Origin of the sequence: Blastococcus sp. VKM Ac-2987 (assembly GCF_026967805.1) — a bacterium.
GTDB lineage: Bacteria > Actinomycetota > Actinomycetes > Mycobacteriales > Geodermatophilaceae > Blastococcus.
This window is the reverse complement of sequence record NZ_JAPVBG010000001.1, coordinates 816,386-840,623: the sequence shown is the minus strand read 5'-3', so window position 1 is coordinate 840,623 and position 24,238 is coordinate 816,386. Positions and strand designations below refer to the sequence as shown.

The 24,238-nt window shown below is 74.7% G+C and carries 28 protein-coding genes; 9 read left to right on the top strand and 19 right to left on the bottom strand.

The genetic code is table 11. From position 1 onward, the window contains the following. Positions 1–54: 54 nt before the first annotated feature. The 5 genes from O2W17_RS04125 to O2W17_RS04105 are packed head-to-tail and all read right to left on the bottom strand — an operon-like array spanning position 55 to position 4,588. A complete protein-coding gene (locus tag O2W17_RS04125; RefSeq protein ID WP_269191128.1) occupies positions 55–300 on the bottom strand; it encodes a hypothetical protein in 246 nt (81 codons plus the stop codon). Next, positions 297–1,781: a glycosyltransferase gene (locus O2W17_RS04120; protein ID WP_269191127.1), complete on the bottom strand. Its 1,485-nt coding sequence runs from the start codon at positions 1,779–1,781 to the stop codon at positions 297–299. The genes O2W17_RS04125 and O2W17_RS04120 overlap by 4 nt, the downstream gene beginning before the upstream one ends. Next, a complete protein-coding gene (locus O2W17_RS04115; protein WP_269191126.1) occupies positions 1,778–2,527 on the bottom strand; it encodes a histidinol-phosphatase in 750 nt (249 codons plus the stop codon). The genes O2W17_RS04120 and O2W17_RS04115 overlap by 4 nt, the downstream gene beginning before the upstream one ends. Then, entirely contained in the window at positions 2,524–3,513 is a 990-nt protein-coding gene (locus tag O2W17_RS04110; RefSeq protein WP_269191125.1) for an ATP-grasp domain-containing protein, read from the bottom strand. Before O2W17_RS04110 ends, O2W17_RS04115 begins: the two co-directional genes overlap by 4 nt. After that, a complete protein-coding gene (locus tag O2W17_RS04105; RefSeq protein WP_269191124.1) occupies positions 3,506–4,588 on the bottom strand; it encodes a response regulator in 1,083 nt (360 codons plus the stop codon). Before O2W17_RS04105 ends, O2W17_RS04110 begins: the two co-directional genes overlap by 8 nt. A 246-nt stretch (positions 4,589–4,834) precedes the next feature. Between O2W17_RS04105 and O2W17_RS04100 the strand changes: the two genes are divergently transcribed. Further along, entirely contained in the window at positions 4,835–5,545 is a 711-nt protein-coding gene (locus tag O2W17_RS04100) for a response regulator transcription factor (protein ID WP_269191123.1), read from the top strand. A gap of 185 nt (positions 5,546–5,730) precedes the next feature. On the opposite strand, the gene O2W17_RS04095 is transcribed toward O2W17_RS04100, so the two are convergent. From O2W17_RS04095 to ypfJ, 11 genes are all read right to left on the bottom strand, one after another. Next, positions 5,731–6,387: a response regulator gene (locus tag O2W17_RS04095; RefSeq protein WP_269191122.1), complete on the bottom strand. Its 657-nt coding sequence runs from the start codon at positions 6,385–6,387 to the stop codon at positions 5,731–5,733. Then, on the bottom strand, positions 6,381–6,803 hold the full coding sequence (locus tag O2W17_RS04090; protein WP_269191121.1) for a hypothetical protein: 423 nt from the start codon (positions 6,801–6,803) through the stop codon (positions 6,381–6,383). Before O2W17_RS04090 ends, O2W17_RS04095 begins: the two co-directional genes overlap by 7 nt. Beyond that, a complete protein-coding gene (locus O2W17_RS04085; protein WP_269191120.1) occupies positions 6,800–7,432 on the bottom strand; it encodes a signal peptidase I in 633 nt (210 codons plus the stop codon). The genes O2W17_RS04090 and O2W17_RS04085 overlap by 4 nt, the downstream gene beginning before the upstream one ends. A 32-nt stretch (positions 7,433–7,464) precedes the next feature. Next, positions 7,465–8,082, bottom strand: coding sequence for a TasA family protein (locus O2W17_RS04080; RefSeq protein WP_269191119.1), 618 nt, complete (start codon positions 8,080–8,082; stop codon positions 7,465–7,467). A gap of 222 nt (positions 8,083–8,304) precedes the next feature. Beyond that, on the bottom strand, positions 8,305–10,086 hold the full coding sequence (locus O2W17_RS04075) for a sensor histidine kinase (RefSeq protein ID WP_269191118.1): 1,782 nt from the start codon (positions 10,084–10,086) through the stop codon (positions 8,305–8,307). Beyond that, positions 10,083–10,520 carry a response regulator transcription factor gene (locus O2W17_RS04070; RefSeq protein WP_269191117.1) on the bottom strand — a complete coding sequence of 146 codons (438 nt, stop codon included), beginning with the start codon at positions 10,518–10,520 and terminating at the stop codon, positions 10,083–10,085. The genes O2W17_RS04075 and O2W17_RS04070 overlap by 4 nt, the downstream gene beginning before the upstream one ends. A 208-nt stretch (positions 10,521–10,728) precedes the next feature. Further along, positions 10,729–11,460 (bottom strand): DUF3618 domain-containing protein, encoded by a 732-nt coding sequence (locus O2W17_RS04065; protein WP_269191116.1) that lies wholly within the window; start codon positions 11,458–11,460, stop codon positions 10,729–10,731. Between the two features lie 26 nt (positions 11,461–11,486). Further along, on the bottom strand, positions 11,487–12,014 hold the full coding sequence (locus O2W17_RS04060) for a phage holin family protein (protein WP_269191115.1): 528 nt from the start codon (positions 12,012–12,014) through the stop codon (positions 11,487–11,489). Position 12,015: 1 nt separating this feature from the next. After that, complete coding sequence (locus tag O2W17_RS04055; protein ID WP_269191114.1) at positions 12,016–12,861, bottom strand: hypothetical protein; 846 nt, start codon at positions 12,859–12,861, stop codon at positions 12,016–12,018. A gap of 297 nt (positions 12,862–13,158) precedes the next feature. Continuing rightward, on the bottom strand, positions 13,159–13,938 hold the full coding sequence (locus tag O2W17_RS04050; RefSeq protein WP_269191113.1) for an enoyl-CoA hydratase/isomerase family protein: 780 nt from the start codon (positions 13,936–13,938) through the stop codon (positions 13,159–13,161). Position 13,939: 1 nt separating this feature from the next. Beyond that, on the bottom strand, positions 13,940–14,860 hold the full coding sequence (gene ypfJ / locus O2W17_RS04045) for a KPN_02809 family neutral zinc metallopeptidase (RefSeq protein WP_269191112.1): 921 nt from the start codon (positions 14,858–14,860) through the stop codon (positions 13,940–13,942). Between the two features lie 111 nt (positions 14,861–14,971). Here ypfJ and O2W17_RS04040 point away from each other — a divergent pair, with 111 nt between their 5' ends. Then, entirely contained in the window at positions 14,972–15,415 is a 444-nt protein-coding gene (locus O2W17_RS04040; protein ID WP_269191111.1) for a nitroreductase family deazaflavin-dependent oxidoreductase, read from the top strand. A 21-nt stretch (positions 15,416–15,436) separates the two neighbouring features. On the opposite strand, the gene O2W17_RS04035 is transcribed toward O2W17_RS04040, so the two are convergent. Beyond that, positions 15,437–16,498 (bottom strand): winged helix DNA-binding domain-containing protein, encoded by a 1,062-nt coding sequence (locus tag O2W17_RS04035; protein ID WP_269191110.1) that lies wholly within the window; start codon positions 16,496–16,498, stop codon positions 15,437–15,439. Positions 16,499–16,588: 90 nt separating this feature from the next. Between O2W17_RS04035 and O2W17_RS04030 the strand changes: the two genes are divergently transcribed. The 6 genes from O2W17_RS04030 (at position 16,589) to O2W17_RS04005 (ending at position 20,171) form a co-directional block, all read left to right on the top strand. Next, complete coding sequence (locus O2W17_RS04030) at positions 16,589–17,167, top strand: class I SAM-dependent methyltransferase (RefSeq protein WP_269191109.1); 579 nt, start codon at positions 16,589–16,591, stop codon at positions 17,165–17,167. Positions 17,168–17,197: 30 nt separating this feature from the next. Then, the gene (locus O2W17_RS04025; RefSeq protein WP_269191108.1) at positions 17,198–17,323 is read left to right on the top strand and encodes a hypothetical protein; all 126 of its coding nucleotides are present in this window, start codon (positions 17,198–17,200) and stop codon (positions 17,321–17,323) included. A 108-nt stretch (positions 17,324–17,431) separates the two neighbouring features. Beyond that, positions 17,432–17,731, top strand: a complete 300-nt coding sequence (locus tag O2W17_RS04020; protein ID WP_269191107.1) for a hypothetical protein — start codon at positions 17,432–17,434, stop codon at positions 17,729–17,731. Between the two features lie 42 nt (positions 17,732–17,773). Beyond that, positions 17,774–19,393, top strand: coding sequence for an ABC-F family ATP-binding cassette domain-containing protein (locus O2W17_RS04015; RefSeq protein WP_269191106.1), 1,620 nt, complete (start codon positions 17,774–17,776; stop codon positions 19,391–19,393). A 121-nt stretch (positions 19,394–19,514) separates the two neighbouring features. Then, positions 19,515–19,775: a 50S ribosomal protein L31 gene (gene rpmE / locus O2W17_RS04010; RefSeq protein ID WP_269191105.1), complete on the top strand. Its 261-nt coding sequence runs from the start codon at positions 19,515–19,517 to the stop codon at positions 19,773–19,775. A gap of 3 nt (positions 19,776–19,778) precedes the next feature. Further along, positions 19,779–20,171, top strand: coding sequence for a hypothetical protein (locus tag O2W17_RS04005; RefSeq protein ID WP_269191104.1), 393 nt, complete (start codon positions 19,779–19,781; stop codon positions 20,169–20,171). A 69-nt stretch (positions 20,172–20,240) separates the two neighbouring features. On the opposite strand, the gene O2W17_RS04000 is transcribed toward O2W17_RS04005, so the two are convergent. Continuing rightward, entirely contained in the window at positions 20,241–21,143 is a 903-nt protein-coding gene (locus tag O2W17_RS04000) for an oxidoreductase (RefSeq protein WP_269191103.1), read from the bottom strand. Between the two features lie 77 nt (positions 21,144–21,220). Continuing rightward, positions 21,221–22,402 (bottom strand): zinc-dependent alcohol dehydrogenase, encoded by a 1,182-nt coding sequence (locus O2W17_RS03995; RefSeq protein WP_269191102.1) that lies wholly within the window; start codon positions 22,400–22,402, stop codon positions 21,221–21,223. A gap of 277 nt (positions 22,403–22,679) precedes the next feature. Here O2W17_RS03995 and O2W17_RS03990 point away from each other — a divergent pair, with 277 nt between their 5' ends. After that, the gene (locus O2W17_RS03990) at positions 22,680–24,164 is read left to right on the top strand and encodes a M23 family metallopeptidase (RefSeq protein WP_269191101.1); all 1,485 of its coding nucleotides are present in this window, start codon (positions 22,680–22,682) and stop codon (positions 24,162–24,164) included. Positions 24,165–24,238 lie beyond the last annotated feature (74 nt).

The following is a 24,238-nucleotide window of genomic DNA, read 5'->3' as shown; positions in this document are numbered from 1 at the left end:
CCGACGAGTGCGGACCGGCCGTCCCAGGGGCAGGGGGACGGCCGGGCCGCGGTCTCAGGCGCCGAGGACGGCGGTGCGCACCAGGTACAGCAGCACGACGACGGCGACCGCCACGGCGAGCCCGACCCACAGCCGGCGCTCGCGCACCCGGTCGGCCTCCGTCTCGTCGGCCAACGCGACCGGGTCGGCCCACACCGGGGGCAGCCCGCCGCAGCGGACGAGCAGCTCCTCGGTGAGGACGACGGGCGGGCTGACCCGGAACGGCTGCCCGGCCCCGACCAGGCGGTGGACGGTGCTCATACGGTGACCCTCCCGGTCTTCTCGGTCTTGTCCCAGGTCATCGCGGCCCCGCGGAACTCCTTGACGTAGGCGTCCACGGTGATCGCGCACATCATCGGCCCGAAGCCGACCAGGTAGAGCGCCAGCGGCGTGACCGGCCGGCCCCAGCGGGTGCCCTCCAGCTTCCGCACGCCGTAGGCCAGCGGGATGCAGAGCACCAGCCAGCTGTAGACGAAGAGCGTCCACACCGTCTCCGCGGTGCCCGACAGCGGGACGACGCCGGGGAAGGCGGCCGACAGCAGGACGACGAAGGAGATCGCGCCCGGGAACAGCAGCGCCTCCCGCCACACCTTCAGACCGGTCCGCGGGTCGACCGACATGGTCAGCGTGATCATGAAGACGAAGGTCGCGATCGGCACGAACACCGCCGCGCCGAAGACCTGCGAGGCCAGCTCGCTGTCGAGCAGGTACAGCCCGGTGAGGCCGATCGAGGTCAGCAGCATCGCCACCGGCAGCAGCAGGATCGCGAACCAGAAGACGCCGAAGAAGAAGCCGCCGAGCCCCGGGTGCACCGACCGGCGGAACCACAGGTGCCGGTACATCGAGGTGATCTGCACGTTGCCGCGCGCCCAGCGCAGCCGCTGCTTCCACAGCGCGTCGACGCCGGCCGGCTCCTCGGCCAGCACGCGGGCGTGCGGCTCGAAGACGACCCGGCGCCCGGCGAGCTGGGTGCGGAACGTCGTGACGGTGTCCTCGGCCAGGGACGAGGTGTCGATCTGGCCGCCGATCGCCACGAGGTTCTCCCGCGAGTGCAGCTGCGCGCCACCGGCCAGGCAGGCCATCGCGCCGGCCACGTTCTGCGCCCGGCGCGAGGCGGCCTGCGCGGCCAGGTAGTCGAACCCGATGAAGCGGGTGATGCCCTCGGGGTCGCCGCTGCCCTCGCGGATGTACGCGGTCACCGCGCCGACCGTGGGGTCGGCCAGGTGGCGGGTCATCTTGCGCAGCGAGGCCGGCTCGTATTTGACGTCGGCGTCCATGATCAGGAGCGCCTCCATCCAGTCGTCGGCGAGGATCTCGCGCAGCCCGTGGTTGAGCGTGTGCGCCTTGCCCTCGCCGCCCTTCTCGCGGCGCAGGTGCACGACCCGGCCGGGGAAGCGCGCGGCGCAGGCGGCGAGCACGGCAGGGGTGTCGTCGGTGCTGGCGTCGTCGACCACGTACACGCGCAGCCGGTCCGGCGGGTAGTCCAGCCCCATCAGCCGCTCGATGGAGGTGGTGAGCACCGCGGCCTCGTTCCAGGCCGGGATCACCACCGCGACGTTGGGCAGGTACGGGCCGGTCTCCCGGTAGTGGTTGCGCACCGCGTGGAACGGGATCACCAGGAACTGCGCCAGCCCGGCCACGACGGGGATCGCGCCGGTGGCGACCAGCACGAGCAGGAACCAGGTCAGCACGGTCTCCCCGATCGAGGCCACGTCGGGGGCGGCGGAGAGGACGTCGGTCACCGGGCACCCACCAGCCGGGTAGCGGACGCCGCGTCGGCCACCCACGAGTAGCGGCCCACGGTCGTCGCCTCGTGGCTGTCGGTGGAGCCGACCAGGGTCACCCCGGCCGCGGCGAGGGCCAGCACCACGCGCGGGCCGGGGCAGCGCCACTTCTCGTTGACCTCGACCGTCGTCCCGGTGCGGACGGCGGCGGTGGCGATCGCGGCGATGTGCTCGTCGAGCAGCTCGCTCTCGTGCATGCCGATCTTGGGCAGCAGGGAGAACAGGTGGGCCAGCTGGCCCCGCCCGGCCCGGTCCATCGCCCGGACGGTCGCGTCGACCAGGATCGACAGCGCGTCCTGGGCCGACAGCCCCTCGGCCATCTCGTCGAGCGTGCGCCGCGGGCTCCACGGGCCGTCCGGCCCGGGGAACTGGTGGTCGGCGATGAGGATGCGGTCCACCCCGCCGGGGCCGACGACCAGGTCCTCGGGCACGTCCAGCCGCCCGGAGGCGTCCAGGATCTTGGCCTCGACCCCGGTCAGTACCTCCAGGCCGTCGATGCGGGGCAGCGCCGCCACCTCGGCGAGGAAGCCGGGCACCCAGGCCGTCGTGGTCCGGACGTGGTCGACCATGCGGATGCTGGCCAGCCCGGTGTCGCGGGCGGCGACCAGGTTCTCCATCGGCGCGCTGAGCGCGTCGTCGGACCAGGTGGAGTGCACGTGGTGGTCGGTGAGCAGCAGGTCCAGCTGACCCAGGAGTGCGGTCATCGGGCGGTCCCCTCGGTGACGACGTCGGACGGCGCGAGGAAGACGTCCTCCAGGTACCGGACGACGGCGAGCTCGGTGAAGGGCACCTCGGCCGGCAGCGGCCGGCCCAGGGCGAGGTCCAGCGCGAGCGAGGGCATGTCCACGCCGGCCGCGACGGTCAGCGGCATGGCGCCGGGGAACCGCGGGTTGACCTCGAGCAGCGCGGGGCGGCCGTCGGCGTCGCGGCGGAGCTGGACGTTGGCCACGCCCACCAGGCCGATGGCCGAGGCGACCCGGCGGGCGGTCTCCTCCAGCTCCGGGTCGGACACGGTGGCGCCGGCGACCGAGACCCCGGAGTCGACCCGCAGCCGCGACCGGGGGACGGCGGCGACCACGTGCCCGTCGGCGTCGGCCAGGGTGTCGACCGAGTACTCGTCCCCGGGCAGGTGCGCCTGCACCAGGACGTCCTCGTCGCTGCCGAGGGCGCGCAGGGCGGCGGCGTCCTCGACCAGGTGCACGCCGCGGGAGCCGGCCCCCCGCCGTGGCTTGACGATCACCGGGTAGTCCCAGCCGTCCGGGTCCGTCTCGCCCAGCAGCGCGGTGCGCGGGGTGGGCAGGACGTCGGTGCAGCGCTGGGCCAGCGCGTACTTGTCCAGGCAGACCTCGAGGGTCTCCAGGCTCGGGGCGGCCAGCGTGGTGCCGACCGCGTCCAGCCGCTTGCGCTCGGCGGCGAGCCGGGGGAGCTCGACGTCGACGGTGGAGAACAGGACGTCGACCCGCTCCCGCTCGCACAGGGCGACGAGGGAGTCGACGAAGTCCTCGCTGAGGCCGGGCCGGACCAGGTGCCGCGCGGGGGCGTCGACCAGGTAGAGGCCGCTGGCGAAGCGGTCCATGTCGGCCGCCAGCAGCTCGACGTCGTCGCGGCGGGCCAGCGAGCGCAGCACGGCGATGCCGGCTGGGCCGCCGGCTCCGGTGACGAGGACGCGGATGGGGGTGGGATCAGACACCGAAGCGCTCCGGGGTGGTCGACGTGGCGGGGGAGGACTGCTGGACGGCCGTCCCGCTGGTCGCGCCGACGACGCCACCGGCGTCGCGTACCACCTCGAGCGGCTCGCAGTAACGGCCACCGGTGCCGTACCGCGACCAGTAGCGGGCGGTGGACAGGACGAAGTCGTCCTCGAGGTACGCGCGGATGCCGGCCTGCGAGGCGAAGCTCTGCAGCAGGTCGAGCTTCGTGCGGGTGAAGCCGTCGATGCTCACGAACCGGGTGGGCCGGAAGTCGATGGTGGCCGAGGGGCTCTGGAAGCAGGCCACGGTCGGCACGTCGCGGGTGGCCACGCTCGCGGCCTGGTGCACCGCCCGGTGGTCCTGGTGGCGGTCGTTGGCCGAGTGCGTGTAGACGATCGTGGGCCGCACCTCGGCCACCACCCGCTCGATGATCGACATGGTCGGGTCCATCGGGCTGATCCGGGTGTCCTCGAGGTCCTCGAGGAACAGGCGGGCACCGATCAGCTCGGCGGCGGCCAGCGACTCGTTCTGCCGGTCACCGGCCTCACCGCCGCGGGCACCGCGGGACAGGGTGAGGATCACGACCTGGTCGCCGGCGGAGCGGTGCGCGGCCAGCGTGCCGCCGACGCCGATCTCGACGTCGTCGGGGTGCGCGCCGATCGCCAGCACGGTCTGCCGCGGGGCGGCGGCGGCCCGCTTGGCCTGCGCGGTCTCCGCCAGCCGGCGGATCGTCGCGGCCAGGGTGTCCTTGGGCACCGGCTTGACGAGGAACTCGTCGGCCTGCCGGCGCAGGGCGTCCACGGCGTAGTCGACCGATGCGTGCGCGGTCATCACGGTGACGGGCAGGTCGGCGCGCAGCAGGCGGAGCCGGTCGAGGAACTCCAGCCCGGTCATCCCCGGCATCTCGATGTCGGTGATCGCCGCGTCGAACTCGATGCGGGACGCCAGTGCCAGGGCCTCGAGCGGGTCGGCGCACGTGGTCACGGTCATGCCGCCCCGCTTCAGCACGGTGCGCACGAAGAATGCGGTGTCGGGGTCGTCGTCGACGACCAGGACGTGCAGGGCACCGTCCACGGTTCCGGCTCCCGTCGGTGGGGTCCCCCGGGTGGGTCCGGGAGGGGGACCGGTGTCCCCGCGGGAGTTGACGGCCGTTCGGACACGTCGCATGAGCTGAGGCCCCCGGGCCTCACCCGGTCGGGTGGGACCACCCGACCGGGCGGTCCGCGCCCCGCTCAAGCCGGTCCGCACCGGTGCCGATCACCCGGTCAGGTGACCGGAGGACCAGCCTCCGCACCCTGCGTGCAGCGAGGAGGAGTCGTCGTGCCGGATCAGTCCGTGCTCGTGGTGGAGGACACCCCGGAGATCCGCGAGCTCGTGACCACGGTGCTGGAGCGCGCCGGGTTCACCGTGCGGGCCGTCGGCACCGGCGCCGCGGCGCTCGAGGAGGTGCGGCGCGACCCGCCGGACCTGATCGTGCTCGACCTCGGGCTCCCGGACGCCGACGGCACCGAGGTGTGCCGCCGGATCCGCACCGAGACGCCCTGCTACGTCCTGATGCTCACCGCCCGCGCCGAGGAGGTCGACCTGCTCATCGGGCTGGCCGTCGGCGCCGACGGGTACATGGCCAAGCCGTTCTCGCCCCGCGAGCTCGTCGCGCGCGTTCAGGCGATGCTGCGCTTCCCGCGCACCGCCGCGCCGGCGACGGCCGAGGCCGACCCGGTGCTCGAGTCGGTGCGCCGGCTCGCCGAGCTGGAGGTGGACGAGGACAGCCGCGAGGTCCGCGTCGACGGCGCCGTCGTCGATCTCACCCGGACCGAGTTCGACCTGCTGGCGGCGCTGGCGTCCCGGCCGGGACGTGTGCTGCAGCGGGAGACGCTGCTGCGCGAGGTCTGGCAGACCGACTGGGAGGGCAACCTCCGGCTGGTCGAGGCGCACATGTCCAACCTGCGCCGGAAGCTGGTCGCGGCCGGCCTGCACTCGCCGGAGATCCGTACGGTCCGCGGCGTCGGCTACCGCCTCGTCGCCGCCTGATCCGACTCAGGCATAGGAAGCTATGCCTCCGGATCGAGGGCCGGAACCATAGGCAAAGCCTCCTATGCCTCCGGATCGAGGGCCGGAACCACAGGCAAAGCCTCCTATGCCTCCGGATCGAGGGCCGAAACCAAAGGCAAAGCCTCCTATGCCTGGGGGCGGCCGGTGCGACGAGCGGGTGGCGGTCAGACGCCGGCCAGCTCCTGCAGCCGCACGACCCGGGAGTGCGCGAGCACACCGCGGCGGGCGTCGGCGGCGATCTCCCGGCAGATCGAGGCGACCTCCGGGTGGCCCAGCTGACCGCTCGTGCCGGCGAGGGTGTGCGCGGCGAAGGCCACCGCGGTCGCGTCGCCGGACCGGGTGTGCCGGTCGATCGCGGAGAGCCGGGAAGGCAGCGCGTCGGCGTAGATGCCCTGGAGCCGGGTCATGAGCTCGACGTCGACCAGGTCGTCGTCCGCACCGGCGTCCCCGGCCTGCGCGCCCGGCCCCGTGGTCCGGGCGCGCAGGAGGTCCAGCAGGGCACGCGCGCCGACCGGCGCGGCCACGGTGACCAGCGCGCCGGCGGCGGCGGCCTCGGCGCGGTCCTCGTCGGTCGGGTCGGCGGTGACGACCACGAACCGGGCGCGGGACCCGTTGCGCCGGATCCGGCGCAGCAGCTGGGCGCCCGAGCCGCCGGGCAGCACCAGGTCGGTCACGACCAGGTCGACGTCGGTGACCAGGGAGAGGCGGACGGCGTCCTCGGGGCCGGCGGCCTGCTGCACGTGCCAGCCCCCGAGGCGGAGCAGGTCGGCGACCTGGCCGCGGGTGGTGGCGTCGGCATCGACGACCAGGGCGGTCAGCACGACAGCACCGCCGACCGGGGCGTCTCCGCCGTCCAGCCGTAGCTGGTGAGCGTGATGACCGAGATCCGGGGCTGGTGGCCGAGGTAGGCCCGGTCCACCCGGGCGCTGACGGTCCGGTTAACGGCGTCGGTCTCGCCCATGACGACGGACTGGCCGGTGTTCAGGTGCGCCATCACGCGGTAGCCGACCACCCCGCGCGGCGTCGTGCTGGCCGGCCAGGTCACGACGGCCTCGTACCACCAGCCGCGACATCTGTCGTCGATCGTCACGGAGGAGGGCGCCGTGACCACGAGGGTGGAGACCGACGTCGGGACGGCGGCGCTGTCGGAGTAGGTGGCCGAGGCGGGGACGGCGGTTCCCACGGCGAGGGCGACGGCGAGGCCGGTGACGGCCAGGGCGCGACGGACGGCGTTCACGGCCGGACCTCCTCGTTCTCGTCGTGGGTGGGGCGCCAGATGGTCATGAGGAGCCAGCCGGCCAGCAGGGCGGGGGCCCCGTAGAGCAGCACCTGGCTGACGACCGGGGTGCGCAGGAGCTGGACCAGGTGGCCGAACTCCGGGATGACGGCGCGGACCTGGTAGACGGTGTCGCCCTCGAGGCCGGCGGTCCACGGGTCGATCGCGTCGTTGGCGTCGCCCTTGGTCTGCACCGTGACGCTGCCGTCCTCGGCGTGGTCGACCGAGACGACGCGGTGGGTCACGAGGCTGTGGTCGCCCACCGGCATGTGGTACGTGATCACCATGCCCTCGGTGAGCCCGGTGACGTCGATCGGGGTGGCGACGGTGATGTCGCCCGGCTCGATCTCCGGGGCCATGCTCGCGGTCAGCATGGTCATGGTGCGGTAGCCGAGCAGGTGCGGTCCGACGGCCAGGACGGCGAACGCCAGGACGGCGACCCCCATGGCCCCGCGGACCAGCCACGGGACCAGGTGGCCCAGCATCTGGCGGGCCCGGCCGGCCGGCGAACCGGCCGTGGAGCGCTCGTCCCCGGCCGGGCGCAGCGACGTGGCTGCACCCGGGGCGCGGACGGGGAGGACGGTGGTCATGGCGGGATCTCCGAGCGGTCGTCGGGCGGTGATCAGCGGGCGGTGCCGGTGCGCTGCGTGGCGGTGAAGGTCAGGCTCAGCGCGGCGGTCTTGCCCTGGAATGCGTTGTCGGCCGCGGTCGGCAGCGAGATGGAGAAGGCCAGGTGGTCGGTGCCGCCGACGGCCAGCGAGTTCACCGCGCCCAGGGCGATGGGGGCGAGGACGGCGCCCGAGCCGAGGGCCTTCTCACCGCTGGCGCAGGTCCAGGTCGGCGCCGCGGGGGTGCCGCCCTGCGTCCAGGCGACCGCGCAGGACTTCAGGCTCAGCTGCAGGCCCTCGGTGGCGTCGGTGGTGAGGACGCTCGATGCGGCGGCGGTCGCGCTCAGGTTGACCGCGGCGAGGGCGGTGTCGCCGTCGTTCACCAGGGTCACCGGACGGGTGAGGGTGTCGCCGGGCACGAAGCCGGCGGTGGTCACCGGGATGGCGGCGGGCTCGGTGAGGTCGATGGAGACGGTGCCCGAGCTGATGGTCGTGTCGACCGAGGTGCTGTCGGTGAAGCTGCCGAACGTGCCCAGGCCGGCGACCGCGGCAGCGGCGCCGAGCACGCCGAGGGAGCCGACGACCTTGCGGGCGGTGGAGCCGGCGGCGGTGGCGGCGGTCTTGGTGCTCATGTCCTGCGTCTCCTGTGTCCGTGAAGCCACCGGTTCCTCCGGCGACACCGAGGACTCTGGCCGCCGATCCGCACGCCACCCGCCGGCGTTCCGCAAGGAATCCGCAAGAAAGCGGTTCCGCTCGTGGCGCACCCGCGGCGGGGGAGCGGCGTACCGGCGCCGGAACGCACCGCGCCCCCGTCCCGGAGCGGGACAGGGGCGCGGGTGCAGGGTGCCGGGTGCTCAGGCGGGCGGCGCGACGGGCAGGGTCATGGTGAACGTCGTGCCGGCGCCCTCGCTGCTGACCAGGTCCAGCGTGCCGCCGTGCGCGGTGGTGATGGCCTTGGTGATGGTGAGCCCGAGGCCCACCCCGGGGACGGCGTTGCGCTGGGCGGTGGAGGAGCGGAAGAACCGGGTGAACAGCTGGCCCTGCTCACCCGCGGGGATGCCCATCCCGGTGTCGGCGACCGAGAGGAGGGCCACCGGCACGGTGCCAGGGAGCGCCTGCTCGGCGAGCTCGCCGTCGGCGGTCCGCCACGCGGACCGGAGGACCAGGCGTACCTGTCCTCCGGCGGGGGTGAACTTCACCGCGTTGGAGACCAGGTTGTCGCAGGCCTGACCGAGGCGGACCGCGTCCCCGGGGACGACGAGGCCCTCGTCCGGCACGTCGACGACGATCTGCACGCCCGCGGTGGCGGCGGCGACCCGTGCGGTCTCCTCCGCGGCGCGCACCACGCCGGCCAGGTCGACGTCGGCCGGCTGCAGGGTGAACCGGCCGCTCTCCACCTGGGCGGTGAACAGCAGGTCGCCGACCAGCCGGAGCAGGCGCTGGGCGTTGCGCTCCACCGTGGTCAGGTACGAGCGCTGCTCGTCGGTGAGCGGCTGGTCCTCGTCGTCCATGACCAGCTCGAGGTAGCCGAGGATCGAGCTCAGCGGGGTGCGCAGCTCGTGGCTGATCAGGCTCACGAACTGGTCCTTCATCCGCTCGGTCGCGCGCGCCTCGGTCATGTCGGTGCCCACGAAGTTCCAGCCCGCGTGGACGCCACGGTCGTCCGAGCGCGGCGTGATCGCCACCGACACCGTGCGGTGGCTCCCGTCGGCGGCGACGTAGGTCCAGTCCCGGACGTCGCTACCCTGCTCGCGGGCGACGTGCACCAGCGTTTCCAGCCCCGTTCCGCAGCCGCTGTCCGCGGCGGCGGCGGTGAGCTCCTCGGCGAGGTGGAAGTCCAGGATCGTGCGGGTGCGCACCACGTCGGGGCGCAGCAGGCCCAGCATCTTCTCCGCGCCGGGGTTCCAGACGCGGATGCTGCCGTCCCGGTCGGTGCCGATGATCGACTGCTCGGTCACGGCGTCGATGACGCTGGTCATGGTCTGGGCGCGGGCGGCCAGGATGCGGGAGGCGGTGTCCAGCTCGTCGGCGCGGCTCTGCACCTGCTCCAGCAGCGCCGCCTGCTCGCGCTGCAGCCGGGCGATGTGGTCGGTCTGGGTGGCGAGGCGTCGGGTGGTCCCGTGGACGGCGATGCCGCCGGCGGCCACCGCGAGCGGCCCCAGCAGCAGGGCCCCGGGGAGGTCGGCGGCCGCGGGGAGCGACCCCACCAGGTGGGGGACCGCCAGGACCGCGGTCGTCCCGGCCACGGCGACCGCCAGGCCCCGGCGGCCCGGGTGGGTGGCCAGCGCCCACAGCGGGCCGAGGAGGAGGAGCAGCATCGTCGGCGACGCCGTGCCGGCGTAGAGCAGCCCGACGGCGACCAGCTGCGCGACCGGCACCGCGAGGGAGCGGACGGCGCCGGTCGAGCGGCGGGCGGACCAGCCCACCGCGGTGGCGGCGAGGAGGACGGCCAGCCCGGCGTGCACGGCGCCGCGTCCGACGACCGGCACGACGCCGGCCAGCAGCAGGGCGGCCGCCACGGAGGACACGAGGGCGCCCGGCAGCGCGCCGCCGGCGGCGGACCGCCAGGTGCCGACGTCGAGCAGCCGGGGGCGGGGCCGGGGAGGCCGCGCCCGGTCGAGGACGGCGACGGTCATGCCGCCGGCTCCCGCACGGCGAGCTCCCGGACCTGGCGCACCAGGCCGGCCACGGTGAACGGCTTGGCCAGGTAGGCGTCGGCCCCCGCGGCCAGGCCGCGGGCGACCTCGTCGGGGGAGGCGCCCGCCGACAGCAGCACGATCCGGACGCCGGCAGTGGCTGGGTCGGCGCGCAGGGCCGCGCAGATCTCGAGCCCGGTCATGCCCGGCATGGAGACGTCGAGCACCGCGAGGTCGGGCAGCTGCGACCGCGCGGCGGCCAGCGCCGTGCCGCCGTCGGGTGCCGTCGTGACCACCTGGCACCCGGCCTTGCGTACGGCGAGGGCCACCAGCTCGCGGATGTCGTCCTCGTCGTCGGCCACCAGCACCCGGGCGGGCCCGGGCGGGCCGGGGCGGGCGGAGGAGCCGCCGGCAGGGTGCGGGGCCGGGTCCACGGGAGCTCCCGTCGGTCGTGGCCCGCACCGCGGGAGGCGATGGGACCGGTGGCGTCGTCCCGGGGAGGAACGGCGCCCCGACGGGGGGCCTGCAGCGGGGACCGCCGCGGCTCACCCCTTGGGGGTGGCGCCCGGACAGCACTGCGCCCCGCCGGGAGAACCCGGCGGGGCGCGGTGCGGAACGGTGCGGGTCGGGGACCCGCCTGTCTCAGGAGCCGGACTTGTTCTGGACCGACTGCTTCGACTGCTGGGCCTGGCCCTGCACGTTCTGCTTGGACTGCTCGGCCTGGCCCTGCACGTCCTGGGCCGCGGACTGGCCCTCCTGCTTGACGGTCCCCGCCGCGTCCTGCGCGGTGGACTTGACCTCCTCCATCGCGTGCTGCGCGGCCGGCTTGAGCTGCTCGCCCATCTCCTGCGCGGCCTCCTTCGCCGGCTGGAGCAGCTGGTCCTTGTGCTCGCGGAAGCTGGACTCGGCCTGCTGCGCGAGCTCCTGCTCCTTCTGCGAGGCAGGGATGAGGCTGGAGATCAGCCAGCCCGCACCGAAGGCGATCAGCCCGGCGGCGAGCGGGTTGCCCTGCGCCTGGCGCACGATCGCGTCCGGCGCCTGCTGGACGGCACCGGCCGCGGACGAGGCCGCGTGCTGGACGCTGCCGGCCGCATCGGACGCCGCGCCCTGCACGGTGCCCGCCGCGTTGGATGCCGCGTCCTGCACGGAACCCGCCGCGCCGGAGGCCCGGTGCTGGGCCGAAGAGGTGGTGTCGTGGGCAGAGCCCATGACCTTGTCCTTCAGGTTGCTCATGCGCCCCTTGGCGGCGGTCACCCGCCGGTCCACGACGCGGGACGGGTTGACCTTCTCGTTGAGGGCGTCGACGTCGTAGCTGAGCTCGCGCCGGGTGTCCTCGATCTGCCGCCGGATGACGTCCGGGTCACTGCTGGTCATTGTTGCGACTCCTCGCGGTCTGGTGGTCAGTGGGGCTTCAGCGCGCCGGGCACCTGCTGCAAGGTGTCCACGGTCCGCTCGGGCTTGGGGTTGACCTGCTGGAACTTCTTGCGTCCCATCACGAAGGCGACGGCCCCGACGATGCCCCAGAGGACGGCGACGATGAGCCCGGCCCAACCGGTGGGGATGGCGCTCGCCAGGGCCCACATGAGGGCCAGGGAGAGGAACAGCGCCACCATGTAGCCGGCGAAGCCGGCGGCACCGAACATGCCGGCACCCTGCCCGGCCTTCTTCGCCTCGGCCTTCATCTCGACCTTCGCCAGCTCGAGCTCCTGGCGCATCAGCGTGGAGAGGTCCTTGGTGACCTCGCCGATCAGCGTGCCGACCGAGATCCCCTCGACGTCCGGGTGACCGGCGTCGGTGGTCGGGGTGCCCATGTTGCCGCTGTACTGCTGGCCCTCGGAGTAGTCGGCCGTGTAGTTCTGCGACGACGGGTCCGCGTAGCCCTGGGGGGTGGCCCCTGCGGGGGTGGCCCCGGAGTAGGGAGAGCTCATCTCAGCGCACCTCACCAGGGCGACGAGCCGGGTCGTCCCAGCCCGCGGGCGTGGTCGGCGGCACCATGCTGCCGGCGGGCGGCACCGTGCCGTACGGCGGCGGGGGGAGCGGGGCTCCCGTACCGGCGCCGGCCCCCGCGCCGGTGGTGGCGCTGGAGTAGTCCGAGTACGTCGGCGCGGCGTCGACGTAGTTGGTCGGCGTGCTGCGCTGGCCGCTGTTGCTCCCGGAACCGGAGTCGCTGTGGGCGGCCTTCGCGCCGCTGGTCAGCCGACCGGCGGCGATGCCCGCGACAGCGGCACCCAGCAGGAACATGCCGGGCTTGCGGCGGGCGAAGCGCCGGACCTCGTCGAGCAGCTCGGCGGGCTCCTTGTTCTGCAGCATCGAGGCGAATCCCTCGACCGAACCCGACGCCTGCTGGAGCAGGTCGCGGACGGGGCCGGGAGCACCCTCGCTGCTGCCGTCGGCGAGCCCGCGCATCTGCTGCGCGATGGCGTTCAGGCCCTCGGCGGCCTTCTGCTGCTGCGAGACCGTCTGCTCCTTGAGCTGCGAACGGCCCTGGTCGATGAGGTCCTTCGCCTGGCGCTGGGTCTCGTTCGCCACGTGCTTGGCCTGGTCGGCCGCGGTCGAGGCGACCTGGCTACCGGCCTGCGCGGCGGTCTGCCCGACGTTGCGGGCCTCGTTCTTGGCGACGTCCTTGGTCTGCTGGGCCTCGCCCTTGGCGACGTCCTTCGTGTGCTTGGCCTCGTTCTTGGCGGCGTCCTTGGTCGACGAGCTGTCGGTCGTGGTGCTGGCGCCCGTGTTGGCCGGAACCGGTGGCGGGAACGGGGCATCGATGGAGTGAGTCATCGGTCCTCCTCGGCATGCTTCGTGGTCGGTGGTGGCGCTACCCCGCCGTCGTTGCGGCACACATCCGGGACGGTCGTTCACCGGCCCGGGTGGCCGTTCCGACGTCGGGTCAGCGCCGCTGGTGTCGGGCGGGAGAGCTGACCGAAGTCGCCCGGCGCGTCCATGCGTCTCGGGGCGGGACCGGGGAGGCGAGGGAGGGCAGCGTTGGCGCTGCGCCGTTCCTTGCGCCGCTCGCTAGAGCACCGTTCCGCGCAGCGGGTGGGGTACCCGCATCGGGGGGTGGATGAAACCGAAAGATCAGCCCGACCAGCGGAATCGGGGTGGACGGCGCTCGGCGAAGGCCGTCACGCCCTCGGCCAGCTCGCCGGCGGCGATGGTCTCGAGGTACCGCGCCGCGGCCAGCGCCTCGCCGTCCCCGCCGTCGCCCAGCTCGGCCACGGCCTCCTTGGTCGCGCGCTGGGTCAGCGCCGAGCGGGAGGCCAGCACGTCGGCGAACCGGCGCACCTCCTCGTCCAGGTCGCCCGCCTCTACCAATCGGTCCACCAGTCCGGTCCGCAGCGCGGTGGGCGCATCGATGAGCTCGCCGCTGTAGAGCAGGTACTTGGTCGTCGCCGGCCCGACGAGGTCGACGAGCGCCTTGGTGGACGACGGGGTGTAGACGATGCCGACCTTCGCCGGGGTGACCCCGAAGACCGCCGACGGGTCGGCGAACCGCAGGTCGCAGCAGGTGGCCAGCTCGACCCCGCCCCCGATGCAGTGGCCGCGGACCACCGCCACCGTCGGCTTGGGGAAGGTGCGCAGCGCGGCCTGGGCCGCCAGGTTGTGCCGCCGGACGTCGGCCATCGGGTCCTCGGGGTCGCCGCCGCCGAGCAGGTCGGAGATGTCGGCGCCCGCGCAGAAGCTGGGGCCGGCGCCGGTCACCAGCAGCACCCTGACCACGGGGTCGTCGGCGAGCGGGGCCAGGACGCCGGGCAGTGCCGCCCACATGCCGACCGTCATGGCGTTGCGCTTGTCGGGGCGGTCGATGGTGAGGACGGCGACGGAACCGTCCCGCGTCACGCGGAGGTGGTCGGTCATCTCAACCCAGGTCGTCGGTGGCGAAGGTGTCGCAGCGGCTGGGGTCACCGGTCTCGTACCCGGTGCGGAACCAGAGCTGCCGCTGCTCGGAGGAGCCGTGGGTGAACGCGTCCTGGTCCACCGTGCCCCCGCCCAGGTTCTCCTGGATGAAGTCGTCGCCGATGCGGCCGGCGGCGTCCAGCGCGCGGGCGATGTCGTCCTCGGTGATCTCGGCGATCAGCGGCGTCCCCGACTCGTCGGGGACGGTCTCGGCGTGGTTGGCCCAGGCGCCGGCGAAGCAGTCCGCCTGCAGCTCGAGCCGGACGGTGCCGCTGGTCGGCCCGCTCTCGCCGGGGGTCACCTGCCGGTTGATGCCCAGCAGGTTCTGCACGTGGTGGGCGTACTCGTGGGCGATGACGTAGGCGTTGACGAAGAGCCCGCCCTGGGCACCGAACTGCTGCTCCAGCTGGTCGAAGAAGCTCAGGTCGATGTACACGAGCTGGTCGGCGGGGCAGTAGAACGGCCCCGACCCGCTGGTCGCGCCGCCGCAGGAGGTCTGCACCGACCCGGAGAAGAAGACGGTGTCGGTGGGGACGTAGTCGGGGCCCAGCACGCCGGACCAGTAGTCCTGGATCGACTCGATGTCGGCGACCACGGCGCACTCCACCGACTCGTTCGCGTCGGCGCCGGTCCGGCAGTTCTCCTCGAGCCGGCCGTTGTCCGTCGTCTGCCCCTGGCCGAGGCCGGACAGCCCGCCGACGCCCGCGCCGCTGCCGCCGTCGCCGCCCCCGAGGACCTGGAGCAGCACCACGACGAGCAGGCCGACCACGCCGAGCCCGCCTCCGCCGACGGCGAGCCCACGCCCGCCGCCGAACCCGCCACCGCCGCCGCGGACGTCCCGGACGCTCGACGTGTCGAGGTCGGCGCCTTCGCTGTACCGCATCCCGTGCTGCTCCTCCCGCTGACCGGCCGTCCGAACGGTGCCACCGCCCGCCGGGTGCCCGCGACCCGGGTCGCCGGGCGGACCGGCTGCGGTCGCCCTAGATTCGGGTCCATGCCGCTGGAGGGTGAGTACGAACCGAGTCCGCAGCAGTGGGTCCGCGACCAGGTCGAGCGCTACGAGGCGACCGGCGGCCGCGAGGCGAACACGCTCCGGGACACCGGGTTGCCGGTGGTTGTCTTCAGCACCCGCGGGGTGCGCAGCGGCAAGGTCCGCAAGCAGCCGCTGATGAAGGTGGAGCACGACGGCGTCTACGCGATGGTGGGCTCGCAGGGCGGGGCGCCCACGGATCCCGCGTGGGTCGCCAACCTCCGGGCGCACCCCGACCAGGTCACCGTGCAGGACGGCCCCGAGCCGTGGGACGGCGTGGCGCGGGAGATCTCCGGCGCGGAGCGGGACGAGTGGTGGGAGCGGGCGGTGGCCGCCTACCCCTCGTACGCGGACTACCAGGAGAAGACCGACCGGCAGATCCCGGTCTTCCTCGTCGAACGCCGCTGAGCCGCGCCCGGCCGGCTCGGGTCAGGGCCAGCCGTCCGCGAGCCGGGCGATGGCTTTCCGCACGTCGGCGTCCCAGGCGGTGAACGGCTCGGTCTCCGGTGCACTGCCGCGGGCCCGCCCGGCGGGGCGCCAGGTGCCGGTGATCCGGCCGTCGACGACCACGGTGGGGCGGAAGACGCCGTTGCGCCCCGGGACGATGCGCTCGGCGAACGCCGGGTCGAGCACGGCGCCGCGGTCGGCGTAGCCGAGCACGAACTCGTCGAAGCCGGGCAGCAGCAGCGGTTCGCGCGCCTGTTCGCGGTGCTCGGCGTACCGGTCCGCGGTCCCGGGGTCGAGGAAGTACTCGGAGCCCCCCACCTCGACGCGCTCCAACTGGTCCCGCGCCACGGCCAGGCCGGTGCGGACGTCCCGCACGGTGGTCCCGGCCCAGCGGGCCAGGTCGTGGACGGTGGCCGGGCCGTGCCCGCGGAAGTAGCGGAGCACCAGCTCGGCCAGCGCCTCCTCGCGCGCCGGCCGGCGCGGCCGGGGCACCCACTCGTCGAGGAGCACGAACAGCTGCTCGCCGTCCTGCGTCGGGCCGAGGCAGAGGGTGCCGGTCTGCGCCAGGAACCACAGCAGGTGGTAGCCCCGCTGCCCGGTGGTCGCGACCCCGCCCGCGTCGATGGCCGACAGCAGCGCCCTGCGGGACAGCCGCCCGCCGCCGGTCAGCGCAGCGACGGCGAGCTCCCGGGCCCGCTCGGCGTCGGCGTCGGTGAGCCCGAGGGCGGCGCGCCGCCCGGCCAGCCCGGTCAGGGCCCGGGGGCCCAGCAGGTCCAGCAGCCAGGGCAGGTCCTCGGCGAGGAGCAGGTGCAGGGTGCCGCGCATCGGCCAGGAGCGCACGACCGTGCCGTCGTCGAGCGCGCGGAGCACCGCCGCCCGGTCGCGCCCCGCGGTGCGCAGGGCCACCGCGGCGACCGCACCCGGGAAGTCCTGGCCCTGCAGCGCGCCCAGCCGGTGGACGGCCGCCGCGGCGTCGGGCGCCGGCGGCCCCGCGAGCCGCTGGGCGACCAGCCGCATCAGGGCCACGTCGTGCAGCGTCGTCACGGGCACACCGTGGCAGACCGGTACGACGGCCGGGCCCGTCCGGCACCTCGACCCGGTGCCCGGGGCCGCGGTCCCTGGGAGACTGCCCCGGTGCGCGCGGAGGACTGGGACCAGCGGTACGCCGAGCAGGCGCAGTGGTCGTCCGGGCCGAACGAGCTGGTCGCCGAGCTGCTCGCCGGCCTCCCGCCCGGGGCGGCGGTCGATCTCGCCGCCGGCGAGGGGCGGCACGCGCTCTGGCTCGCCGAGCGCGGCTGGCGCGTCACCGCGGTCGACTTCTCCGACGTCGGCCTCGACCGCGGCCGCGCCCGCCCGGGTGCCGACCGGGTCGACTGGGTGACCGCCGACGTCCGCACGTGGACCGCGGCGCCGGGCTCCCTGGACCTGGTGCTCGTCGCGTACCTGCACCTCCCCGTCCAGGAGATGGCCGACCTGCTGACCCGCGCCGTCGGCCTGCTGCGGCCCGGCGGATCGCTGCTGGTCCTCGGCCACGACGTGGCGAACCTGCACGAGGGGGTGGGTGGCCCGCAGGACCCGGAGATCCTGCACAGCGTCGGCCGCCTCGAGCCGGTCGCACGGCTGCTCGACGTCGACCGGCTGGCGCAGGTCCGCCGGCCCACGCCGCACGGCATCGCGCTCGACGCCCTGCTCCTGGGACGGCGGCCGGCCTGATCCGCGCCGGCGCTAGTAGCGTCGTCGGGCGTGATGGGCATGGGTGGGGCGAACGGGCCGGACGCGGAGCGGCGCCGGCGGCTGGTGGCGGCGCTCGTCGTCCTCGCGATGGTGCTGGCGGCCGGCGCGACGGTGCTCTCCATCGCCTTCGGCTGAACCCTCGGGGCCTTTGGTCCCTGGCGCGGCAGTAGGCGGAACGACACCGTATGAAATCGCCACGGCCGCTCCCGGCCGGGCTCCCGATCCCGGAACGAAGGACCGCCGATGACCCTGGTCGTCCCGCCGAGCGCCTCCGGACCCGCCGCCGACGAGCCCACCGGGCCGGCCGACGAGGTCCGCCCCTCCGACCTGCCCGGCACCCTGCGAGCCACCGCACCGGGTGACGAGGCCGTGAGCGCGGCGGTCGGCCGGCTCAGCGGCGAGTTCTCCGGTCGGGTGGGCCGCCGGATGCTGGTCCGGGTCGTGCGGGACTGCCGGCGGGAGCTCGGTGGATCGCCGGTCGGGGCGATGCCCGAGCTGGTCGAGCGGCTGGCGCGCTACCGGCTGGACCGGCACATCGGCTGAGCGCCCGAGAAACCGGATTGCCCGACGGGGCAGGATGGCGGCGTGGGATACGTCGACGTGAGCGGGGTCCGGCACACGCTCTCGGACGGGCGGGTGCTGCTCGACGACGTCACCTTCCGCATCGGCGAGGGCGCCCGCGCGGCCCTGGTGGGCGAGAACGGCGCCGGCAAGACGACGCTGCTGCGGATCATCGCCGGCGACGTCCCGCCCGAGGCGGGCTCCATCGCCCGGACCGGTGGGCTCGGGGTGATGCGGCAGTTCATCGGTTCGGTCCGGGACGACACCACCGTCCAGCGGTTGCTGGTCGACCTCTCACCCCCCGCCGTCCGCGCCGCCTGGGACGCTGTCGAGGCGACCGAGCTCGCGCTCATGGAGTCCGACGACGAGCGCGCGCAGATGGCGTACGCCGGGGCGCTGGCGGAGTGGGGCGACGCGGGTGGCTACGAGGCCGAGGTCACCTGGGACACGGTCACCGTGGCGGCGCTGGGCGTCCCCTACGAGCGCTGCAAGTACCGGGAGCTGTCCACGCTGTCCGGCGGTGAGCAGAAGCGGCTGGCGCTGGAGGCGTTGCTGCGCGGACCCGACCAGGTGCTGCTGCTCGACGAACCCGACAACTACCTCGACGTCCCCGGCAAGCGGTGGCTGGAGCAGCGGCTGCTGGAGACCCGCAAGACCGTGCTGTTCGTCAGCCACGACCGGGAGCTGCTCGCCCGGGTCGCCGACCGGGTGGTCACGGTCGAGGGCGGGACGGCGTGGGTGCACGGCGGGGGCTTCGCCGGTTACGCCGACGCCCGGACGGCGCGGCACGAGCGGCTGGCCGAGCTGCGCCGGCGCTGGGACGAGGAGCACCAGCGGCTGGTGGACCTGGTGCGCACCCTCCAGCAGCAGGCCGCGAACTCGCCGGACATGGCCAACCGGTACCACGCGATGCAGACCCGGTTGGCCAAGTTCGAGGCGGCCGGGCCGCCGCCCGAGCGCCCGCCGGAGCAGAAGGTCGCGATGCGGCTGCGCGGTGGCCGCACCGGGGTGCGGGCGGTCATGGCCGAGCAGCTGGAGCTCACCGGCCTGATGCGGCCGTTCGACCTCGAGGTCTGGTACGGCGACCGGGTCGGCGTCCTCGGGGCGAACGGCGCCGGGAAGTCGCACTTCCTGCGGCTGCTCGCGGGCCAGGCGGTGGCGCACACCGGGGGGTGGCGGCTGGGCGCGCGCGTCGTCCCCGGCTTCTTCGCGCAGACCCACGCCCATCCCGAGTGGCAGGACCGCTCCCCGGTCGACCTGCTGTGGCACGGCGAGCCGGGCCGACCCGGCGTGGACCGCGGGCGGGCGATGGCGGCGCTGCGCCGGTACGGGCTCTCCGACTCCGCGGACCAGCCGTTCCGCACCCTGTCGGGCGGGCAGCAGGCGCGGTTCCAGATCCTGCTGCTGGAGCTGTCCGGCGCCACGCTGCTGCTGCTCGACGAGCCGACCGACAACCTGGACGTGCTGTCGGCGGAGGCGCTGGAGGAGGCGCTGGCCGCGTTCGACGGCACGGTCCTCGCGGTGACCCACGACCGCTGGTTCGCCCGGTCGTTCGACCGATTCCTGGTGTTCGGCGCCGACGGCCGGGTCTACGAGTCGGCCGAGCCGGTGTTCGACGAGACGCGGGTGGTCCGCGCCCGGTGACCGGGCCGGGGACGGCCCGCCCGGCCGGTACGCGTCGTCAGTCCTCGTAGGTGTCCGAGGGTGGGTCGATCGGCCGGACCGACACCGGGTCGATGACCGCCTCCGGGTAGCCGCCGGCCGGGTGCCGCGCCGGTGGGGCCCAGGTGCCGAGCACCCCTCCCGCGACGCCGCCGGCGGCGCCACCTACCGCACCCGGTCGACCATCGCGACGGACCGGAGCATCGCGGTGGACGGCGAGCGGCTGCCGCTCGTCGTCGTCGACATCTCCGCCGTCTCGCACCCGTTCTGGACCGGCAACCAGCGGGTGCTGGACACCGCCGGGGGGGTCGAACGGTTCGAGCAGCGCTACGGCCGGCGCGTCCGCCCGGCCCGGGCGGGCTGAGCCGTGGCGGCCGACGGCGACCCGGGCGGCCCCCTGGTCGTCCTGTGCCAGGGGCACCGGTGCGCGGCGCTGCGCCGGCTGGCCGACGGCGGCACCGGCGCCACCGAGGTCCCCGCGACCGTCGCGGGGTCCCCGGGCGGAGTGCTCGTCACGACCGGTTGCCTGGGGCCCTGCGCGCTCGGGGCCCTGGCGGGCGTCGCCCACCGGGCGGGTGGCGGCGGCCGCACGTCGCCGGCCGTCTGGCTGTGGGCGGTGGAGGGGGCCGAGCGGGGCGCCCAGCTGCGCCGGTGGCTCGCCCGGGGCGGTCCCTCGGGGGATCCGCGGCGGGAGGTGCCGGACGAGCTGCGCGGGGCGGTCGCCGGGTTCGGCCCGGCGCCGGAACTGCGTCCGGCCTGACCGCCGGCCCGCGGCGCGTCGGCAGGGCTGCGCCGGATCCCGGGGAGGGTGCGGTGGGCGCGGGCCGGGTCAGAGGTCGACGACGGGCCCGCCGGTGCCGCCGGTGCCGCCGATCCGGTCGAGCTCGTCCAGCTCGGCCGGGCCCAGCACGCGCGCGCCGGCCTGCACGTTCTCCTCGAGGTGGGCCACCGAGGAGGTACCCGGGATCAGCAGCAGGTTCGGGGAGCGGGCCAGCAGCCAGCTCAGCGCCACCTGCATCGGCGTCGTCTCCAGGCGGCGGGCGACCGTCTCCAGGGCGGCGGACTGCAGCGGGGTGAACCCGCCGAGCGGGAAGAAGGGCGTGTAGGGGATGCCCTCGCGCGCCAGGGCGTCGATGAGCGGGTCGTCGGCGCGGTGCACCAGGTTGTAGTGGTTCTGCACGCAGGCGACCGGGGCGATGGCCCGGGCCTCGGCGAACATCTGCGGCGTCACGTTGCTGACGCCGAGGTGGCGGACGAGGCCCTCCTGCTGCATCGCGGCCAGCGCCTCGAACGGCTCGGCCAGGGAGCGCTGCACCGGCTCGGCGAACCCGGGCATCCGCAGGTTGACCACGTCGAGGGCCTCGACGCCGAGGTGGTCGATGTTCTCCTGGACGGCGCGGCGCAGGTCGGCGGCGTCCAGGGCCTCGGGCCAGCCGCCGTCGGCGTCCCGGCGGGCACCGACCTTGGTGACGATGACGAGGCCCTCGGGATAGGGGTGCAGCGCCTCGCGGATCAGCTCGTTGACGACCGTGGGGCCGTAGTAGTCGCTGGTGTCGACGTGGTCGACGCCGAGCTCCACCGCGCGGCGGAGCACGGCGACGGCGGCGTCCCGGTCGGCCGGTGGTCCCATGACGTGCGGGCCGGCCAGCTGCATGGCGCCGTAGCCCAGGCGGTGGACCTCGCGGTCGCCGAGGCGGTAGGTGCCGGAACTCTCGGCGGTGGGGAGCGTCATGGCAGTGCCCTACCCGCTGCCGGGCGGACATGCGCGGCCGGGCCGGGAAGGACGCGTCCTCCCGGCCCGGCCCGGCATCACGGCTGGATCAGCACCTTGACGGCGCCGTCCTTCTTCTCGCGGAAGTTGGCGTAGGCCTCGGGCGCCTGCTCCAGCGACACCCGGTGGGTGGCGAACTCGTCGACGCCCAGCGGGTCGCCCTCCAGCAGCAGCGGCAGGATGTCGGGCACCCAGCGCCAGACGTTGGCCTGGCCCATGCGCAGCTGGATCTGCTTGTCGAACATGCGCATCAGGGGCAGCGGGTCGGTGGCACCGCCGTACACACCGGAGAGCGAGATGGTGCCGCCGCGGCGGACCGCCTCGATGGCGGTGTTCAGCGCGGCCAGCCGGTCGATGCCGACGACCGTCATGACCCGCTCCATGATCGCGTCGGGCACCACGGCCGTCGCCTTCTGGGCGATGGAGGCCAGCGGGGAGCCGTGCGCCTCCATGCCGACGGCGTCGATCACCGCGTCGGTTCCTCGTCCGTCGGTGAGGTCGCGCACCCGCGCGACGACCTCGGCCTGGTCGGTCGAGTCGATGACGGTGACGCCGTTGCGCCGGGCGCGGGCCAGCCGCTCGGGGACGACGTCGGAGGCGATGACCTGGCCGGCGCCCAGGTGCTTGGCGATGCGGGTGGCCATGTCGCCGATCGGGCCGAGGCCCAGCACCAGCACGCTGCCGCCCTCCGGGATCCCCGCGTACTGGACCGCCTGCCACGCGGTGGGCAGCACGTCCGAGAGGTAGACGAACCGGTCGTCGAGCGGGGCGTCGGGCACCTTGATCGGCAGCGTGTTGCCGAACGGCACCCGGAGGTACTCGGCCTGGCCACCGGGCACCTGACCGTAGAGCTTGGTGTAGCCGAACAGCGAGGCACCCATGCCCTGCTCGCGGTTCTGGGTGGTCTCGCACTGCGACTGCAGCCCCTGGGCGCACATCCAGCAGGTGTTGCAGGAGACGTTGAACGGGACGACGACGCGGTCGCCGGGCTTGACGGCCGTGACGTCGCGGCCGACCTCGCGCACGATGCCCATCGGCTCGTGGCCCATGACGTCGCCGACGGTCATGAAGGGCGCCAGCACCTCGATGAGGTGGAGGTCGGACCCGCAGATGCCGCTCGAGGTGATCTCGACGATGACGTCCGTCTGGTCCTGGATGGTCGGGTCCGGGACGGTGTCCACCCGGACGTCTCCTCGTCCGTGCCAGGTCACTGCGCGCATGCGGGATCTCCCTCGATCGGGCCGTTGTTAAGGGGCTTCTGCCTCTTCGTGAGCCGGATCGCGTCACTCTCAACCATCCACGGCGTGTTCGTCACGTTGCGTCAAGCCGTGCTTACGCTCAGGCGAACCACAGCGGTGCAGCTCGGTGACCCGGTTCACATAACTGCAGGTAGATACCCCTCCCGTCAGATCACGAATCCATCACGGCGTGTTTACATGGGCCCCGCTCCTCTCCCCGGGAGCCGCTCCGCAATGTCCGCCGACGGAAGTCAGGTGCATGAGTTCGCTCCACCACGACCGCCTCCTCGAGGGGGGTGCGGTGCCGGCCCGGACGGCCACCACGGCACCCGCCCCGTCCCGCTCCACCCAGGGGGACGTCGAGGGGAAGGCCGCGTCCACGGTCCCGCCGCAGCGCCAGGGGAAGGCGCAGTCGGCCGGGGTCCGCCGGGCCACCGACCCGACCACCCGTCCTGCCCCGGCACGCGCCGACGGCGCCCCGGTGGCCCGCGCCAGGGCCACCCGCACGGCCACGGCGAAGGCCGCGGGCACGAAGGCCGTCACCGCGACCGCCGCGACCGCCAAGGCGGCGACCGCGAAGGCCGCCACGGCCCGGGCCGCGACCCGCAGGGCGGCCACCGCCGCCCGCACCGCCGCCGGGAAGCCCGCCACCGCGGCGCGCCCGCCGCGGGCCCGCTCCGGAGGCCGGCCCAGCGCCGCGACGCCGGCCGCCGCCGCGCTCCCCACCGCACGCGCCGCCGTCGTGCGGGCGATCGCCGCCAAGGTCGCCGCCGATGCGGCCGCCGCGCGGCGCCGGCCGACGCCGTACAAGCGGTCCGCCGTCGACCTGGCCGCCCTGGCCCCGGTCACCGACGTGACCGCGCTGGTCGAGGCGCCGTCCGCCGGGCCCGAGGCCGTCGTCGTGGTGAAGGGCGTCCCGGCCGCGCCGGCCCCGGCGGTCGTGGTCGTCGAGCCCCTGGTCGACGCCGCCCCGGCCGGTGCCGTCGCCGTGGCCGGTGGCCGCCGCGGGCTGCTGGCCCGCCGCCTGCCGACGGAACGCCGGCGCTCCGCGCTCTACCTCGCCGCCGTCCTGGTCGGCGCGCTCGGCGTGAGCGGCGCCTCGGTGAGCGAGCCGCTCGCCGTGGAGACCCGCACGGTCAGCCACTCGATCAGCGTGGCCGAGCAGCTCGGCATTGAGGCGACCGCCGCGCCCGAGGGTGTCGACGAGGAGGACACCTCGCGGCTGCGCGAGATGGTGGTCAGCCGCAACGTGCGCGACGCCGAGCGGACCGCCGCCGCGGACGCCCAGGCGGAGGCCGACCGCCTCGCCGCCGAGGAGGCCGCGCGCGTCGCCGCCGAGGCGGCCCGGCCCAAGGCGGTCCTCCCCGTCGCCGGGGCCCGGCTCACCAGCGGCTTCGGCGCCCGGTGGGGCACCCTGCACGCCGGCATCGACCTCGCCGCCCCCATGCGCACGCCGGAGTACGCGGCGATGGACGGCGTCGTGCTCGAGGCGGGCGCGGCCAGCGGCTACGGCCTGGTCGTGTACATCCAGCACGACAACGGCGACGTCACCGTCTACGGCCACATGGACGAGATCCTGGTCGAGCCGGGCCAGGTCGTCCGCGCCGGCGACACCATCGCCCTGCTGGGCAACCGCGGTCAGTCGACCGGCCCGCACCTGCACTTCGAGGTGCACGTCGGCGGCATCGACGGGCAGCGGATCGACCCGCTCCCGTGGCTGCGGGAGCGCGGCGTCGACATCTGATCGGCGGCACCACCGCGACGACGCCCCCCCACCGGACCGGTCCGGCGGGGGGCGTCGTGCATGGGGGAGACTCC

What these genes read in the sequence shown, in the direction of transcription:
- O2W17_RS04075 (WP_269191118.1), bottom strand. Translation starts at nt 10,086, where the DNA reads ATGACCGTCGCCGTCCTCGACCGGGCGCGGCCTCCCCGGCCCCGCCCC.
- O2W17_RS04050 (WP_269191113.1), bottom strand. Translation starts at nt 13,938, where the DNA reads ATGACCGACCACCTCCGCGTGACGCGGGACGGTTCCGTCGCCGTCCTC.
- O2W17_RS03995 (WP_269191102.1), bottom strand. Translation starts at nt 22,402, where the DNA reads ATGCGCGCAGTGACCTGGCACGGACGAGGAGACGTCCGGGTGGACACC.
- O2W17_RS04065 (WP_269191116.1), bottom strand. Translation starts at nt 11,460, where the DNA reads ATGACCAGCAGTGACCCGGACGTCATCCGGCGGCAGATCGAGGACACC.
- ypfJ (WP_269191112.1), bottom strand. Translation starts at nt 14,860, where the DNA reads ATGCGGTACAGCGAAGGCGCCGACCTCGACACGTCGAGCGTCCGGGAC.
- O2W17_RS04000 (WP_269191103.1), bottom strand. Translation starts at nt 21,143, where the DNA reads ATGACGCTCCCCACCGCCGAGAGTTCCGGCACCTACCGCCTCGGCGAC.
- O2W17_RS04085 (WP_269191120.1), bottom strand. Translation starts at nt 7,432, where the DNA reads ATGACCACCGTCCTCCCCGTCCGCGCCCCGGGTGCAGCCACGTCGCTG.
- O2W17_RS04020 (WP_269191107.1), top strand. Translation starts at nt 17,432, where the DNA reads ATGACCCTGGTCGTCCCGCCGAGCGCCTCCGGACCCGCCGCCGACGAG.
- O2W17_RS04040 (WP_269191111.1), top strand. Translation starts at nt 14,972, where the DNA reads ATGCCGCTGGAGGGTGAGTACGAACCGAGTCCGCAGCAGTGGGTCCGC.
- O2W17_RS03990 (WP_269191101.1), top strand. Translation starts at nt 22,680, where the DNA reads ATGAGTTCGCTCCACCACGACCGCCTCCTCGAGGGGGGTGCGGTGCCG.
- O2W17_RS04080 (WP_269191119.1), bottom strand. Translation starts at nt 8,082, where the DNA reads ATGAGCACCAAGACCGCCGCCACCGCCGCCGGCTCCACCGCCCGCAAG.
- O2W17_RS04055 (WP_269191114.1), bottom strand. Translation starts at nt 12,861, where the DNA reads ATGACTCACTCCATCGATGCCCCGTTCCCGCCACCGGTTCCGGCCAAC.
- O2W17_RS04115 (WP_269191126.1), bottom strand. Translation starts at nt 2,527, where the DNA reads ATGACCGCACTCCTGGGTCAGCTGGACCTGCTGCTCACCGACCACCAC.
- O2W17_RS04125 (WP_269191128.1), bottom strand. Translation starts at nt 300, where the DNA reads ATGAGCACCGTCCACCGCCTGGTCGGGGCCGGGCAGCCGTTCCGGGTC.
- O2W17_RS04060 (WP_269191115.1), bottom strand. Translation starts at nt 12,014, where the DNA reads ATGAGCTCTCCCTACTCCGGGGCCACCCCCGCAGGGGCCACCCCCCAG.